A 15,983-nucleotide genomic window follows, 5' to 3' on the forward strand; every position below is an offset into this window, starting at 1 on the left:
CGACTTACCAGACGAGACGTGACGCGAGCCAACTCGCTCGCGTGTCGTATTCCGCCAGAATGGCGCGGGCGGCCTCTTCGTCGCGGCCAGCCAGATCCCGTCCCAGAATGCCGTCAGCAATAAACAGGGCATCAATCCCCATCCGCTCTGCGCCTGCCAGATCGGTCTCCGGCCCGTCGCCTATGGCCAGAACGCTGCTACGCTCGCCCTGCCAGCCCTTTTCGGCCAGCTGGTCATAGGCAAGTTCATAGATCGGTGCGTGCGGCTTGCCGGAAATCACGCAATTGCCGCCCATCTCGCGATACTTCCTGGCCAGCGCCCCGGCACACCAGACCAGATCATCCCCGACCTGAACGACAATGTCCGGATTGGCGCAAATCAAGGGCAGTTCGCGCGCGATCAGGTCCTCGAACAGGTCTGTATAGTCATCAGGATGTCCGCCGATTGACGACACCAGCCCGGTGCAAACGGCGGCGCGGGCTGATGCCGGGTCACGAAACGAGAGATCCAGACCGTCATACAACCGGTCATCGCCCCCATCCGGACCGATCTTGAAAAACGGTCCCGGCGCATAGCGTGAAAGCGCCAACCGCGTCGCATCCCCCGAGGTGACAATGCCATCCCAGGCATCCACCGGCGCGCCCATATAGGCCAGCTGCCGTGCAACTTCGCCAAAGGGCCGGGGAGAATTCGAAACCAGAATGACCGGTCGTCCCGTCGTGCGGGTCTTCTGCAGGGCTTCGACGGCCGGTGCAAGGAGAGCGTGACCATCGCGAATAACGCCCCACACATCACAGAACAGGGCGGAGTACGGCTCTATTATCCGGGAGAGATGCGGCGCAGATTTCATGCCGCACTAACTAGCCCGGATGGACGACCATGCAAGCGTTTATCAGGCCGAACGCCGGATCGGTTCCGCAACCGTCTCGTCCAGGATTTCATCACGAACCGGACGGGGTTCGCCGAACAAATGGCCCTGGGCAAAGCCGATATCGATGTCCAGAAGCTCGATGACGGTCTGTTCCTGCTCGATCTTGTCGGCGATTAGGTCCAGCCCGTACTTCGCAAACAGGCTGGGAATATCTTCAGCGGGTATGGTGCCGGCTTCCAGACCACCAATCGGCTCTTCATTCCGGATAGCATTGACCAGGCGCGACCCTTCCACCTTTGTGAAGCGGACACCTGCGCGCTGCATGTCCGTAAAGTCGGCATTCAGATCGACCATCTGATCGACCGAGAAGCGGAAGCCATAGTCCGCCAGCCGCGCCATGTTCCGCGCCGCCGCCGTCGACCGGGCGGCAAAAGCCGCCTGTGGCACTTCGAAAATCAGCGAGCTCGCCAGGTCCGAATTGCGGCGCATGTAATCAAGGAAGTTCGGGAAGAAATCTTCGTCCGCCAGTGACCGCAGGGAAATATTGCAGAAAATCCCGATCCGCCGATCGGATTGGGTCAGGCGCCGGACAATCTGAACACACCGGAACAGCAACAGATTGTCGACCTCGGCCATCAGGCCGGCTTCCTCAGCCGCACGGATGAACGCAGCCGGCGCGATAATGCGTCCGGCGCGGTCGCGCAGGCGCGAAAAGCTCTCATAGAAATAGGTCTTGCGTTGCGGCAGCGAGACAATGGGCTGGAGGTAAAGATCCACCCGGTTGGCCGCCAGAGCATCGCGGACCGTATCAATGTCTATGCTGTCACCGGTGTTTGAAGATGTATGCGGTGCGGGCGTGGCAGATTTTGCGCCTCCCATACGCTTGACCAGATCCTCGAGCACGCGGACTTCATTGGTCAGGGTTTCTTCCCTTTGCGCCGCTTCCGCGCGGATGGACTCCGCGATTTCGTCCAACCGGGCCTGGGCTTGCTCCATTTCCTCGGCGAGATCGAGATTGGACGCCTTCAGCGCCTCGATCTCATCGCTCAACTCCTTGCGTTCGATGGATCGGGCTGCAGCCGAATGGGCTTGCCCCGCGATCAGGAAGACCACGGCGCCCATCATCCAGGCAAAGGAGGTCGACATCAGCCCCAGGCGCTCGAACGCCAACGCTGCAACGATAGCGATCATCGCGTAGGTCAGTACGATCAGAATGTCCGATACGCGCGGCATGGGCGGTCCAAAGCAAACTCAAGGCGAATCAGTTCGATTAACCCGAGCTTACGTTGACCTGCCCGGCATTGTCAGATCGTTAACGAATTAACGCGGCCGCTTCGCCGCCCAACAAAAAAGCCCGGCCGGAGCCGGGTTTTTCGTTGTCATGTCAGAGCGTTTAGCTCGCCACGTGCGGACGGATGCGGATCTCGACCCGGCGGTTCGCGGCACGGCCTTGCGGCGTATCATTCGAGGCGATCGGCGAGCTTTCACCCAGGCCGGCGACGTAGAACCGGTCCCGTAGCACGCGCTGGGAAATCAGATAGCCGGCCACAGATTGCGCCCGGCGTTCCGACAGCGCCTGATTATAATCAGCCGCACCCGTTGAATCGGCATGACCAATCACATCGACATAGGTCGCCGGATACTGATTCAGAATGTCAGAGACGTCATTCAACACCGTATAGAAGCGAGGCTCGATATCTGACGAATTCGTGGCGAAGGTCACATCCCCCGGCATGATCAGGCGCAGGTCATTACCTTCGCGGCGCACGCCAACGCCTGAGTCGCGCAGCGCTTCGCGCATCTGCTGTTCCTGGCGGTCCATATAGTTGCCGATGCCCGCGCCAGCGAGCGCGCCGATCCCGGCTCCGATCAGAGCATTGGTCCGGCCTTCTTCACTATCATTTGTATTGGTAAGATATCCCAGTGCCGCGCCAAGGCCCGCGCCGATCAACGCGCCACGCGCCGTGTTATTGGCCCGGGTTTCACCGGTGTACGGATCTGTCGTGGTGCAGGCCGTGGCCAGCAGCAAGGCAGCAGCGGATACAGAAACAACGCGGGTAATCATGTGACAACTCCAATCTGGTTCTCGCCTCGCACTATAGGCTGAGTGCGGCGAAAAGACGATGACAAAACTGTGGGTGGGCTCGTGAACCACAGATGAATATGAACGCGTAACGCCGCTAAAGGTTTCTGCGGCTGACCCTCTTGACGCACCTATTCCAGATGCCTATCTCGCGCCTCGTTAGCAGCCGGGGCATGAGAGTGCTAACCGGCTCGGTTATCCAAACAGGGGTTTGAAAATGTCATTTCGTCCGCTGCACGATCGAGTGCTTGTCAAGCGCGTAGAAGAAGAAGCAAAAACCAAGGGCGGTATCATCATTCCTGACACCGCCAAAGAAAAGCCGCAGGAAGGCGAAGTCGTCGCCGTTGGCGGCGGTGCCATCAAGGATGATGGGTCGGTGCGTCCGCTGGACGTGAAAGCCGGCGACCGCATCCTGTTCGGCAAATGGTCCGGCACCGAAGTCACCCTCGAAGGTGATGAGCTGATCATCATGAAAGAGTCCGACATCCTCGGCATCATGGGCTAACGGCCGTTAGCCGCTCTTAGACACTCCTTCAGACATCACAGAAAAACGGAAGCGAAAAATGGCTGCCAAAGAAGTGAAATTCTCCGCTGATGCCCGCGAGCGCATGCTCAAGGGTGTCGATACGCTGGCTGATGCCGTGAAAGTCACGCTCGGCCCGAAAGGCCGCAACGTCGTAATCGAAAAATCCTTCGGTGCCCCGCGCACCACGAAGGACGGCGTTTCGGTCGCAAAAGAAATCGAACTGTCTGACAAGTTCGAAAACATGGGCGCGCAAATGGTGCGCGAAGTCGCGTCGAAAACCAACGATGCGGCCGGTGACGGCACCACGACCGCCACGGTTCTGGCCCAGGCCATCGTCCGCGAAGGCATGAAGTCGGTCGCTGCCGGCATGAACCCGATGGACCTGAAGCGCGGCATCGAAAAAGCCGTCGCCAAGGTCGTCGAGCAAATCAAAGCCTCCTCCACCCCGATCAAAGGCTCTGAGGAAATCGCTCAGGTCGGCACCATCTCTGCCAATGGCGAAAAAGAGATTGGCGACATGATCGCCAAGGCGATGGAAAAAGTCGGCAATGAAGGCGTCATCACGGTTGAAGAAGCCAAGTCGCTGGAAACCGAGCTGGACGTCGTCGAAGGCATGCAGTTCGACCGCGGCTACCTGTCGCCTTACTTCATCACCGACGCAGAAAAAATGCAGGCCGAGCTGGAAGACCCGTTCGTCCTCCTGTTCGACAAGAAGCTGTCTTCCCTGCAAGCCATGCTGCCGATCCTGGAAGCCGTGGTTCAGTCGGGCAAGCCGCTCCTCATCATTGCCGAGGACATTGAAGGCGAAGCTTTGGCCACCCTCGTGGTCAACAAGCTGCGCGGGGGTCTGAAGATCGCGGCTGTCAAAGCCCCGGGCTTCGGTGATCGCCGTAAAGCCATGCTGGAAGACATTGCCATCCTGACGGGCGGCACGGTCATTTCCGAAGACATCGGCATCAAGCTCGAAAACGTCACGCTCGACATGCTCGGCACCGCCAAGCGTGTCACCATCACCAAAGACGACACCACCATCGTCGACGGTGCCGGTTCAAAGGACGACATCGAAGCGCGCGTCGGTCAGATCCGCAAGCAAATCGAAGATTCTTCGTCCGAGTACGACAAAGAGAAGCTGCAAGAGCGTCTGGCCAAGCTGGCGGGCGGTGTTGCCGTGATCAAAGTCGGCGGTGCGACCGAAGTGGAAGTGAAAGAGCGCAAAGACCGCGTCGATGATGCCCTGAACGCCACCCGCGCTGCGGTGGAAGAAGGCATTGTTCCGGGCGGCGGCGTTGCGCTTCTTAAAGCCTCTTCTGCTCTGAACGGTCTGAAAGGCGAAAATCCGGATCAAACCCAGGGCGTTGGCATCATTGCCCGCGCGCTGCAGGCTCCGATCCGTCAGATCGCTGAGAACGCCGGTGTTGAAGGCTCCATCGTGGTCGGCAAGGTGCTGGAAAACGAAGGCGCGACCTTCGGCTACAACGCACAGACCGAAGAATATGGCGACATGCTCACCTTCGGTGTGATCGACCCGGCCAAAGTGGTCCGTCACGCGCTTCAGGACGCAGCCTCTATCGCTGGCCTGATGATCACGACGGAAGCCGCCGTGGCCGAAAAGCCGAAGAAAGAATCGTCCGGCCCGGATATGGGTGACATGGGCGGAATGGGTGGCATGGGCGGCATGATGTAATCATGCAGTCCGGACATCCGGCCTGAATGGACAAGGGCGGCTCTAACGGGCCGCCCTTTTTCTTTGCGCCTCTTGGACTTTTGGTGGGCTTGGTTAGGATTGCGCCGAACGCGTGGGGAGACACGATATGAAACGACTGATTGCCTTATCCATTGCCTCTGGCCTGGTAGCGGCCTGCAGCCCATCCGGGACGCCTTCTGAACCTGTGGACGAGACCGGATCGGAATCGACAGACGCCTCTGCTGCCCAGTTCACGACCTATGACGCGGAAGCTTTCCACGCTACGACCAGCGTCGGTCTGGCCGGTGGCGGATCGTCCTTTGCCTTTTCACCTGATGGCACTCGGCTGTTGGTCAGCTCGGATGAGACAGGCGTCTTCAACGCCTATTCCATCGATATTGCGACCGGCGAAAAGATCGCGCTCACCACGTCTGAAACGGATGCGACCTATGCCATCACCTGGATGCCGGATAGCGACCGCATTCTTGTAAACGCCGATGAAGGTGGGAATGAACTCGACCACATCTATGTGCGCGATGAATCCGGTGAGCTGTTCGACATCACGCCCGGCGACAATCTGAAAGCTCAGTTCATGGGCTGGTCGGATGATGGCAGTGAAATGTGGGTCGCCACGAATGAGCGCGATCCAGCGGCTTTCGATATCTATGCTTATGACACCGTGTCCTTCGAACCGGTGATGACGTTCGAAAACACGCAAGGCCTTCAAATCGGCGATATGAGCTCCGATGGCCGCTATGTGGCCATGGTCCAGAATGTCAGCTCGGCGGATGCCAATATCTTCCTGGTGGATCTGCAATCCCCGGGCACCGAACCCCATCTGATTACAGAGCATGAAGGCAATATCGCCTATGGCGTTTATGGCTTTACGCCGGACAATTCAGCCCTGGTCTATGCCACCAATGAGTATGGTGAGTTTAATCAGGCCTGGACTTACACCATGGAGACCGGTGAGCATGCGCCGCTGATCGAGGCCGATTGGGATGTCATGTATGTCTCGCATTCGCGATCCGGACGCTATCGCGTGGTGGGCGTGAATGAGGATGGCCGCACCGCTGTCTCCATTACCGACACCACAACCGGCGAACCGCTGGCCCTGCCGGAATTACCCGCAGGCGCCATCAACTCGGTCCGCTTTTCCCGCGATGAAAGCGAGATTGCCTTCATCCTCAATTCTTCCACCTCGCCCAGCAATATCCATTGGGTGGATCTGGAAACACAGGAACACCGCCAGCTGACCGACACGCTGAATCCGGCGATTGATGAAAGCCATCTGGTGGCCGCCACCGTTGAACGGTTTGAGAGCTTCGACGGGCTGGAAATTCCAGGCATCATGTACCGCCCGCTACAGGCCAGCGCGGACAATCCTGTGCCTGCGCTTGTCTGGGTGCATGGCGGTCCCGGCGGGCAAAGCCGGATCGGGTATTCCGCCACCATTCAGCACCTGGTGAACCATGGTTATGCCGTCTACGCCGTGAATAATCGCGGCTCTTCGGGCTATGGCAAAACCTTCTTCCACATGGATGACCGCCAGCATGGCGAAGGCGATCTGAGTGACGTGGTTGCCGCAGGCGATTGGCTACGCTCGCTGGACTGGGTCAATGAAGATCAGGTCGGCGTGATTGGCGGTTCCTATGGCGGCTATATCACGGCGGCTGCCCTCACCTTCCATCCGGAAGCCTTTGAGGTCGGCATCAACATCTTTGGTGTCACCAACTGGGTCCGCACGCTGGAATCCATTCCGCCCTGGTGGGGAGCCTTCCGCGATGCGCTCTATGATGAGATGGGCGACCCGGCCACGGATGCCGAACGCCACCGCGCCATCTCCCCGCTCTTCCATGCCGAAAACATCATCCGGCCTATGCTCGTCGTGCAAGGCGCAAATGATCCGCGCGTTCTGCAGGTGGAAAGCGATGAGCTGGTTGAAGCCATCCGCGCCAATGGTGTGCCCGTGGAATACGTCCTCTTCCCCGATGAAGGTCATGGCTTTGCCCGCAAGGAAAACCGCATCACAGCGTCCAACGCCTATGTGACTTTCCTTGAAGAGCACCTTCGCGGAAACGCACCGGCAGAATAGCCGGGCGTCACCTAGCCCAACAAGAAGGGCGGCTCAAACGAGCCGCCCTTTTTCTTTGCGCAGTCAGCTGTCGGAGTCTGGCCGCTGGACGCGATCCGCGTAGGCTTCCACCCGGATCGAAAGCCCATCCACCGGCTCTACCCGTATGCGGGTAGAGCCGCCATAGCGCGTCAGCAGGCGGGGTTGGGCGATCACGCTTGCACCGCTTTCGTCATTTCTGACGATGTTGACGTCAATCTGGACATTATCGCTGGCGCAATGCGTTTCGCCATTGATTTCACAGGGCCGGGCCGCCACCGAAACCTCATAGAAAAACGACCCGCTTTCATCCTCTGAAGGGGCCAGGCGGAAAGCCTCCGGCCGGCCAAAATCCAGGTTGATCAGGGAGCCGACTTCCTGCTCGTTGTCCGGCGTTTCAATATTGATCTCGAACATCAGTTCAACATCGTCCGCGACCACCTCGGATGTTCCGAACAGCAAATAAGTGGAAGACAGCGCTGCGATAACGAGCGCACTCATACCGACAGCCGGTTTGCGAGCCATTTGAAGACCTTTCTGTATCAGGAAAGACACCGGTGCGCGCGAATGGCGCGCCGTGTAGGCCGACATGAACTCGCGCAAGGTTGCACTGGCGGAAACACTCCGAGACCGGCAAGCCGATAAAAAGGCTTGCTTGTCCTCATGCGACAAGCGGATTTCGATCGTCGTGGTTTTCTTCGGTTCGCGCTCGGGCATTGTCTCTTGCGCCATCTTGGCCTCCCGCAATTGTCACAGCTTTCCGGGACTATACCAAAGACAATCGTGTGGGGACTCCGCCCTTTCGTGCGGGGACGCAACCTGCCCTACCGCACATACCCTTCCAGCTGATCCAGGCGTGCCATGGACAGGTCAATCTGGGCTTCGGTGAGCTCACCGGCGGCGACCGCCTCCTCTACCCAGTCGGCGAAGCGTTGCGGAAGCTCAGGATCGGGCGCTGCGGAATTGGACATCATGACGATGTCATTGCCGGCCTGGATGGAGCGGATCACCGCGGTGCGTTGATCATAATTTTCGCGGATCGCCCCCATATCGAGATCATCGGTGATCAGCGCGCCCGTATAGCCCATGCGCCACCGCAAGAGATCGCCCAGAATTGGCGTGGAGAATGTGACCGGATCTCCTGCCGGATCGAGCCCTTCATGGGTGAGGTGTCCGCCCATGATGAGATGGGCATGATCGGTTTCAATCAGGCGTTCAAACGGGGCCAGCTCGGCCTCACTCCAGGTCTGGGTGATATCAACAAAGCCATAATGACTGTCGCCTGAGGAGGTGCCATGGCCGGGGAAATGCTTGATGGAACAGGCCGCGCCCGCCGCTTCAAACGCTTCGATAAACGCGCCTGCATAATCAGCAATGCGGACCCCGTCGGCACCATAGCCCCGTCCCCAGCGTCCAATGACGCCATTCTCGTCGTCCTGAAAATCCGCCACGGGGGCGAGGTTCAGGTTAAATCCGGCGGCCCGGAATTCCGCCGCAGCCGCAGCGTAAAGCGCGCGGGCCTCCTCAATCGTATTTTCTTCGGAGACCACAAAGGCGCGTGGAATGGCTGTATAGCCCAGATCGCTGGACAAGCGCTGAACCGCCCCGCCCTCCTGATCCACAGCCATCCAGGCATTGGGCGAGATTGACGAGAACAGCGAGGTCATGCCTTCCACGCCTTCGCGCGAGCGCACATTATGGCGAAGAAAGAGCACGCCGCCGATCCGGCTTTCGCGCAGATGGTCGGCCACAATCTGCGCGCCATCCGTATCAGTATTGTCGCCGATAAAGCCGAGCATCAGCATGCGGGCCGCTTTTTCGCGCAAGGTGTGCGGCGTTTGTGAAAAGCCCGGCGTAGCCTGAGCCGCCAGCCCGGTTGCCATCATGCCTTGAAGGAAAGTCCGCCGCTTCATCACCGTCTCCAGATAACGTGCCGCCATTAAACGGCACGTATTTCATCCTGCAAGCTTCACACCGGCATCATGAACAGTGCCTGTCCAATTCGTCACATGGCGGCGATTTGCCGGTAAGGCGGCGTTCGCCACGTTAGCCACGCCTTCATGAAAGGCCCCTTCCCGCGGCGGCGCGTGCTTCCCGAATTCCCCATGCGCCGCCGCATCCCCTCCATGATGACGAAAAATTCAGCTTGCGGCACAACTCGCGGTAAGGCGCGCCCTGCCAACTTCAGGTTACCAATTTGGAGGGACGCATGAAAAAACTACTCAGCCTTTCGGTCGCGGGCACCGCCCTGCTTGCCGCCGCCTGCTCCACCGCAGCCATGGCCAGCCAGGATGATGATGTCCGGATTGTGGTTCAGCAGGACGGTGAACAGACCCGGAATATTTTCATCCGCGGTATCGATGTTGATGTGAGCGACGGTGAAATCATCATCGATGGTGACTCCGTTGAAACCCTCGCGGACGGGCGCGTGATTATCCGCGGCGGCGACGTCGAGGTGTTCGCCTGGCACGGCGATAGCGACCAGAATTCCTATGTTTTCACTGATGACGGGCATCATTCCTTTGTGTTCACCGATGCGGATCACACGCTGCACCTGGCTGAAGTCGAAGCACAGATTGAACTCGAGCTCGACCGGCTCGAAGACATGCACATCATCATGGAAGAAATGCATGTTGATGGGCTGAGCGAAGCTATGGCGAGCCTTGAAAATGAACTCAGCGACCTGGAAAACCGGCGCGTTGTGATCGTCAATGGCGAACGCCGCGAGCTGACCGAGGAAGAACGCGAGGAGCTTCGCCGCGAGCTAGCCGAGGCGCGCGAAGACATGCGCTCTGCGATGATCGAAGTGCGCCGTGAGATGGCCGAAGGTAATGAAGATCGCAGTGAAGCGCGCCGCATCATGCGGATCGAGCTCCAGAATGCACGCGACGAAGTCCGGCGGGCCCATCGCGAAGCACGTGAAGCCCGGCGCGACGCGCGTGCCAACATCATCAATGAGGATGTGATGCAAGAATTACGATCCTCGGGTGTTAACCGCATCCGGATCGAAACCCGTGATGGCGAAGATCGCGTCTGGATTGATGGTGAGGAGCTGGAGGGCGATGCCCGGACAGAATGGCTCAACCGTCTTGAAATCGAACGATTGGAAGGCGGGCGCAGCAATCGCACGCTGGACCTCCATTTCGGCGAAGACCGCGAGGACTAGGCATATCAACCGGCGGCCGGTGGGAGGGCCGCCATCACGCAATCCGGGAAGGGGCACACCGAAGGCGTTCAGACGTCAATGAGAGGGAGCCCCAAAGATGCGATTGAAAACATTAATCACACTTGTGTTCATCAGCTTGTCAGCAGCCAGCGTGATCGCCTGCGCAAGCGTTCCGGAAGACCAGACCGCGACAACACAGCGCGACGGGAATGAACCACCGGAATTCTATTGAGCAAAAAAAGCGGGCCGGCGAAGCACCGGCCCGTAATTGTTTGGTCGATTGAGGCGTCTCCTCCCCGAAACGCCGAAGGACAAAACGGTCAGGTCCCGTCCTGTTCATTAATCTGCCGTCATATTCGGGGGACGTCAAGCACCTCAATCCCCCTGCCCACGGATCAGGCGTTTCGTGCGGGCGAGCAGCGCTGTGGTCGACGGGTCATGAGCACTGGTGCGGTCTGACGTCAGCTCGTCCTCGATACGCGCCGCCAGCTGCTTGCCCAGCTCAACACCAAACTGATCAAACGCATTGATTCCAAACAGTTTTGCCAGCGCATAGGTCTGGTGCTCATAATGCGCCAGCAAGGCCCCAAGACTGCGCGCGTCCAGCCGGTCTACCAGGATGAAAGTCGATCCACGCCCACCTTGCATCTCCATATGCGGAGCCAATGTATCTGCCTTATCGTCTGGCATGCCGCGGTCCGCGAGTTCCGCGCGCGCTTGGGCCGCAGAGCGTCCGGTCAGCAGTGCCTCGGCCTGCGCAATTGCGTTCGACATCAAGGCTGCGCGATGATCCGGCTGACCTCCTGAGGTAAAAGCGATCAGGTCGACGGGTATCGATTCGCGTCCCTGATGCAGCAATTGAAAATAGGCATGCTGCCCGTCCGGCCCCTCACCGCCCCAGACAACCGGCCCGGCGGCATCATCGATAGCGCGGCCTGTTTCATCGACGGATTTGCCAAGCGATTCCATCGACAATTGTTGCATCCAGGCCGGCAATAAGCGTAGATCCCGCGCGTAAGGCACGACGGCCCAGCTGGACCGGCACTTGATCCGCCGGTGCCAGAATTGCACGAGCGCCGCCAGCATGGGTGAATTCTTCCCGATCGGGGCTGAAAGCGCGTGATTATCCATCTCGCGGGCGCCGTCCAGCAGGGCCTGGAACGCGTCTTTCCCGATCGCGGCGACGACGCTCAGACTCACGCTGGACCAGAGCGAATATCGTCCACCAACCCAGTCCCACATTTCAAAAACCCGGTCAGCTGCGATGCCCTTTTGTGCGGCAAGTTCCGGGCGCGACGTTGCTGCCGCCAAATGCCCTGATGCCGCTTCACCCAGCGCTTCGTTTAGCCAGCCCATCGCGGCATTGAGATTCAGTGACGTTTCCGGTGTGCTGAACGACTTGGACACCACAAAGACAAGCGTTGTCGACGGGTTCAAGTCCAGAACGGCGCGTTGGAAGGCTGTGGGGTCTACGCTGGACAGAAAGCGGACTTCCGGCCCCCCGCCGAGCCCGGACAACGCATCATAGATCAGGCGCGGCCCGAGATCCGATCCGCCAATCCCGATATGAAGAATATGCGTGAACGTCTTTCCGCCGGGCGTTCTAACCTCACCGCTGCGAATACCCTCCGCAAAAGCATAAACCTTCTCCAGCTCGGCCGCCGCAGCCGCCCGGGCGACGCCGTCATTACCGGCCTGACGAAGCGCTATGTGCTGAGCGGCCCGTTCTTCTGTCTGGTTGACAATTTCACCGTTCGACAGGCGGTCAAACGCGCCCGGCAGATCAACAACCCTCGCCAGCTCCACTAGGGCGCCGAGCGAATGCTTTGAGATGTCCTGCTTCGCAAAGTCGAAATACAATCCGGCCGCCTCAAAAGACAGGGTGGCGACACGATCCGCTTCTTCGCTCAGAAATTGCCGTGCATCCTGGCCTTTGTCGGCCTTTTCCGCGGCGAGCACCGCTTCAACGGCTTGTTCATGCGTCATTGTCATGGTGTTCATTCCAGCAATCTTGAAGCCGCTCGGGCCTGCCATGTTGTCTGTTTCCGCCGCATTGCTGCTCTTGTCCAGCCTGCAGCCCTTCCACGGGGCCGCGCTAGCGGATCAGGCCGAACGTGTGAACACGCTCCTCGCTCCTCGGATCGCTGACGCGCAGAACCAGCCGGCGAGCACAGCCATGCAAGCAGACGCGGACGACCCCTTGCTGACAGGGCTTGGCGAGTTTTCGCGGCTGGCGATGCGGCTCTCCTTGCAAATGGAAGCCGAAGACGGCCCGGAAGATCTGCGCTGCATCTATCGCGGGATGGCGCAAGATGCGCTCAACCATCGCACAACCCTTGAGACGGCAACCTTTCAGGCAGAACAACTGACGGCCTATTCAGACATTCGCTATCTGATGGATCATGCCCGCCAGATCGGCCCGATCGCCGATCAGCCCGACATCGAACCCTTCACCGGCGTGGCCCCGGACTGCCCGCGTGGCCCTCTCCGTTAAGCCGCGGGATCAGCGCCGGCTCACCGTCTCGACTACCAGATTTGTACTCAAGAGTGGTGGCAGAATTTCTGGCTCGCTCGCGCCCGGCGCATAATAGACGTAGAGCGGAATTCCTGCCGCTCCATAGCCCTGAATAGCCGAGGCAATCCGGTCATCCCGATTGGTCCAGTCGGCAATCAGAACCACAACATCGTTTTCTTCAAAAGCGGTCAGAACTTGCTGCGAACCCAGCGTCATCTGCTTGTTGAACTGGCAGCTAACGCACCAGGCAGCGGTAAAATCGATAAAGACCGGGCGGCCTTCTGCAATCAGCATCTCGACGCGCTCCTGTGACCAGGGCTCCCCGGTATATTCGCCTGCCACCGTGCTGCGGGAGACGCCATAAACCGACACCACCAGCACCAGCGCGCCGGCGATTGCCGAAATCCGGGCCAGCAGCGCCGGATATTTGAGGGTCCAGACCAGGAAACCGAAGGCCAGGAAGGCGATCAGCAACATCAGGACAGCTTGCGGCCCGCCCTGAATGGCGAGCACCCAGGCCAGCCAGATCGCGGCACCAAACATCGGAAAAGCGAGGAATTGCTTGAACCGTTCCATCCAAGCACCGGGTTTGGGCAACCATCTCAGAAGACCGGGGAAGAAAGACAAGATCAGATAGGGCAGTGCCAGGCCGATCCCCAACATCAGGGAGACGAGCACCAGGACATAGCCGGGCTGGGAGAAAGCCAGTCCCAACGCTCCGGCGGCAAATGGTCCAATACATGGTGCGGCCACGACAACGGCGAGCAGTCCGGTCATGAAGGCCCCGGCTTCACCGCCGAGGTTTGACCATTGAGAACCAACCCCTTGCAGGCTGGTTCCAACTTCAAACAGGCCGACGAGATTCAGGCCGATCGCAAACATGATGAGCGCGAGGATCGCCACCGCAACCGGGTTTTGAAGCTGGAAACCCCAACCGATCGGATCTCCGAGGGCCTTGAAAAGCAACAAGACGCCAGCAAGCGCCAGAAAAGTGATCAATACGCCTGCGAGGAACAGCAAGCCATGACGGCGCAGTTCGCCGGGGTGAGAATGCGCCCGCTCGACAAATCCAAGCGCTTTGATCGACAGGACAGGGAAAACACAAGGCATCAGGTTGAGGATCAGCCCGCCAATGAGAGACAGGAAGAGCGTCACGGCAAGGCCGGAAAGCGTGACCGGCACGGAAGGTTCGGAGAAGGCGTCGGCGGGCACCTCGATCACCCTCTGTCCGGGCTCCGGAGTGATTTCGATTGCCCGCGTACGCCATGCTTCACCCGGATTGCGGATTTCATAGGTCAGGATCCCCTGCGGTGCCCAGGTCAGGCCCGATCGGGTTTCCGCCGTGGGCGTCAGCTTCAGCGCCAGCCCGTCTGTCCCGACAAATTCCGGCTGCACAGCGGCATGATCAATCACAGTGCTCGAGTAAGGGAAGAAAGCCGGATTGCGGATTTCACCGGCTTCCGGCTGAGCGACCGTCAACAGTAAGGCTTGCGCAAAGCGCGCAATGCCCGCTTGCACGTCGCTGGCGTCTGGAACGGCTTGCAAGCCCGTCGCAATGAGCGTGGCGCCGGCATCATCGGCGAAAGCTTCGCCGCTAACCGTCAGGAAAATATCCAGCTCGGCCGACTCCGGGATACAGACTTCCTCGCAAACCAGCCAGGTAACGTCCGCATCCAGCTCCAGAAAACGATCAGTGAAACCCTCTGATACTGTGATCGGAACCGGCAGAACCACCTGATCGCTATAGCCATAGTTCATCAACGGCCCAAAGGCATAAGCCGTCGGGGCAGGCCAGATGATGTCGCCCGCCGTCACGCCCTCAGGCAGTGTCCAGTCGATCTGGGTGGGTTCACCACTATCGCCGGGATTGCGCCAATAGGTGTGCCAGCCCGGCTCAATCTCCATGGCAAGGCCCACATAGAAGGTTTGGCCAGCCGTGACGGTGACATGGTCAGAAACCAGACGGGTATCGACCATCGCCTCCTGACCAAAGGCCGACATCCCCCCTGGCGTGGTTTGGGCGGACGCAGCAGATTGCGCGGCAATAAACGCGATGAGGCTCAATAAAAGACGGATCATGTCCCGGCACCTGTAGCAGACTTTCAGGGACATATATAAAAAGTGCGAGAGGGGGGTAGCCCTCTCGCACCTTTGTGAACAGCGTTTGACGCGGTCGTTACTGAGCTTTTTGGTTGTTTGCGGCTTGTTGGCGCAAGAAAGCCCGGTTCAAAATCCGATCCCAGCGGTTCAGTGAGATCAGGTGGCAATAGATCGCCGGAAGGTAACCGTCAGTCCGCAACTGCATGTAGGTTTCATCCGGCAGCGCATTCAGCTTTTGCTCCGAAATGCCCGAGTAATCGGCCACTTTTTGCGTTTGGCCGGTGTTCGGATCATTCAGCGTGACGTCTTTGTCTTCAAAGAGGTCCAGCTCGATCAGGCGATTGACAAAAGTTTCAGTCGTGCGAGCGTCCGCTTCGAAAGCGCTGACGAAATCAATCGATTGCTGCAGGGCTTCGGTCGGTTCGCCATTGGCGTCGAAAAACGGCATGTCGGCATTCTCGCCAATGCCGTCTGCTTCCATATCAATGCAAACCGTCGCCGGTTGATCGGGACCATTGGCGGCCGAAACAAACGGGTAGCGGCGCACGAAAGCCGGCAGCATGGCGTCTTTATCAAACTGGCCATCTTCGGTCACGAACAGGTTTTCACCGTTGCGCAGGCCCATCACCACGACCGGCATTTTTTTCTCGCCCAGGAAAATAACCGGGAAATGCCCGGCATAGAGCGGAAATTCGCCAACAATCGCGGGCACGAAATGCGTATCCGCCAGAAAGCCGAACGGCCGGGCGGGAGCGGACATGCCGTAATTGCGGTGTTTTTCCTTGTTCAGCGGTTCAGGCCGCTTGTACATCGGCACCTGACCGGTCAGTTGAGGGGGGGTGGCAGAAGCATCAGCCATGACTTCGTCCTCTAGATTGCAAGTTGCCGCGGTAAATAGCGAATAGATGCCGGTATCACAACGCGT

The 15,983-nt window shown here is 59.1% G+C and carries 14 protein-coding genes; 6 read left to right on the forward strand and 8 right to left on the reverse strand.

The window, feature by feature from the left end; all coding sequences use genetic code 11:
• Positions 1-4 precede the first annotated feature (4 nt).
• The 3 genes from ACO079_RS06145 to ACO079_RS06155 all read right to left on the reverse strand — a co-directional run bounded on the left by ACO079_RS06145 (position 5) and on the right by ACO079_RS06155 (position 2,936).
• On the reverse strand, positions 5-850 hold the full coding sequence (locus ACO079_RS06145; protein WP_421792573.1) for a TIGR01459 family HAD-type hydrolase: 846 nt from the start codon (positions 848-850) through the stop codon (positions 5-7).
• Positions 851-892: 42 nt separating this feature from the next.
• Entirely contained in the window at positions 893-2,104 is a 1,212-nt protein-coding gene (locus ACO079_RS06150) for an EAL domain-containing protein (protein ID WP_421792574.1), read from the reverse strand.
• Between the two features lie 160 nt (positions 2,105-2,264).
• The gene (locus ACO079_RS06155; protein ID WP_421792575.1) at positions 2,265-2,936 is read right to left on the reverse strand and encodes an OmpA family protein; all 672 of its coding nucleotides are present in this window, start codon (positions 2,934-2,936) and stop codon (positions 2,265-2,267) included.
• A 235-nt stretch (positions 2,937-3,171) separates the two neighbouring features.
• On the opposite strand from ACO079_RS06155, the gene groES reads away from it, so the two are divergent.
• The 3 genes from groES to ACO079_RS06170 all read left to right on the forward strand — a co-directional run bounded on the left by groES (position 3,172) and on the right by ACO079_RS06170 (position 7,259).
• Positions 3,172-3,459, forward strand: a complete 288-nt coding sequence (groES, locus tag ACO079_RS06160; RefSeq protein WP_421792577.1) for a co-chaperone GroES — start codon at positions 3,172-3,174, stop codon at positions 3,457-3,459.
• A 58-nt stretch (positions 3,460-3,517) separates the two neighbouring features.
• Positions 3,518-5,164, forward strand: coding sequence for a chaperonin GroEL (gene groL / locus ACO079_RS06165; protein ID WP_421792578.1), 1,647 nt, complete (start codon positions 3,518-3,520; stop codon positions 5,162-5,164).
• A gap of 127 nt (positions 5,165-5,291) precedes the next feature.
• Positions 5,292-7,259 carry a S9 family peptidase gene (locus ACO079_RS06170; RefSeq protein ID WP_421792580.1) on the forward strand — a complete coding sequence of 656 codons (1,968 nt, stop codon included), beginning with the start codon at positions 5,292-5,294 and terminating at the stop codon, positions 7,257-7,259.
• 63 nt (positions 7,260-7,322) lie between these two features.
• Here the strand turns inward: ACO079_RS06170 and ACO079_RS06175 are convergent, their stop codons facing one another.
• Complete coding sequence (locus ACO079_RS06175) at positions 7,323-8,009, reverse strand: hypothetical protein (protein ID WP_421792581.1); 687 nt, start codon at positions 8,007-8,009, stop codon at positions 7,323-7,325.
• Positions 8,010-8,101: 92 nt separating this feature from the next.
• Complete coding sequence (locus ACO079_RS06180; RefSeq protein WP_421792583.1) at positions 8,102-9,190, reverse strand: glycoside hydrolase family 3 N-terminal domain-containing protein; 1,089 nt, start codon at positions 9,188-9,190, stop codon at positions 8,102-8,104.
• Positions 9,191-9,486: 296 nt separating this feature from the next.
• On the opposite strand from ACO079_RS06180, the gene ACO079_RS06185 reads away from it, so the two are divergent.
• Positions 9,487-10,443, forward strand: a complete 957-nt coding sequence (locus ACO079_RS06185; RefSeq protein ID WP_421792585.1) for a hypothetical protein — start codon at positions 9,487-9,489, stop codon at positions 10,441-10,443.
• A gap of 97 nt (positions 10,444-10,540) precedes the next feature.
• A complete protein-coding gene (locus ACO079_RS06190) occupies positions 10,541-10,675 on the forward strand; it encodes a hypothetical protein (protein ID WP_421792586.1) in 135 nt (44 codons plus the stop codon).
• 143 nt (positions 10,676-10,818) lie between these two features.
• On the opposite strand, the gene pgi is transcribed toward ACO079_RS06190, so the two are convergent.
• Complete coding sequence (pgi, locus tag ACO079_RS06195) at positions 10,819-12,444, reverse strand: glucose-6-phosphate isomerase (RefSeq protein WP_421792588.1); 1,626 nt, start codon at positions 12,442-12,444, stop codon at positions 10,819-10,821.
• A gap of 31 nt (positions 12,445-12,475) precedes the next feature.
• On the opposite strand from pgi, the gene ACO079_RS06200 reads away from it, so the two are divergent.
• Positions 12,476-12,937: a hypothetical protein gene (locus tag ACO079_RS06200; protein ID WP_421792589.1), complete on the forward strand. Its 462-nt coding sequence runs from the start codon at positions 12,476-12,478 to the stop codon at positions 12,935-12,937.
• 9 nt (positions 12,938-12,946) lie between these two features.
• On the opposite strand, the gene ACO079_RS06205 is transcribed toward ACO079_RS06200, so the two are convergent.
• Both ACO079_RS06205 and ACO079_RS06210 read right to left on the reverse strand, forming a co-directional pair.
• Complete coding sequence (locus tag ACO079_RS06205) at positions 12,947-15,037, reverse strand: protein-disulfide reductase DsbD family protein (protein ID WP_421792590.1); 2,091 nt, start codon at positions 15,035-15,037, stop codon at positions 12,947-12,949.
• A 97-nt stretch (positions 15,038-15,134) separates the two neighbouring features.
• Positions 15,135-15,917 carry a SapC family protein gene (locus tag ACO079_RS06210; protein ID WP_421792591.1) on the reverse strand — a complete coding sequence of 261 codons (783 nt, stop codon included), beginning with the start codon at positions 15,915-15,917 and terminating at the stop codon, positions 15,135-15,137.
• Between the last annotated feature and the right edge of the window lie 66 nt (positions 15,918-15,983).

The organism is Hyphobacterium sp. (genome assembly GCF_965228115.1).
In the GTDB taxonomy this organism is placed as follows: domain Bacteria; phylum Pseudomonadota; class Alphaproteobacteria; order Caulobacterales; family Maricaulaceae; genus Hyphobacterium.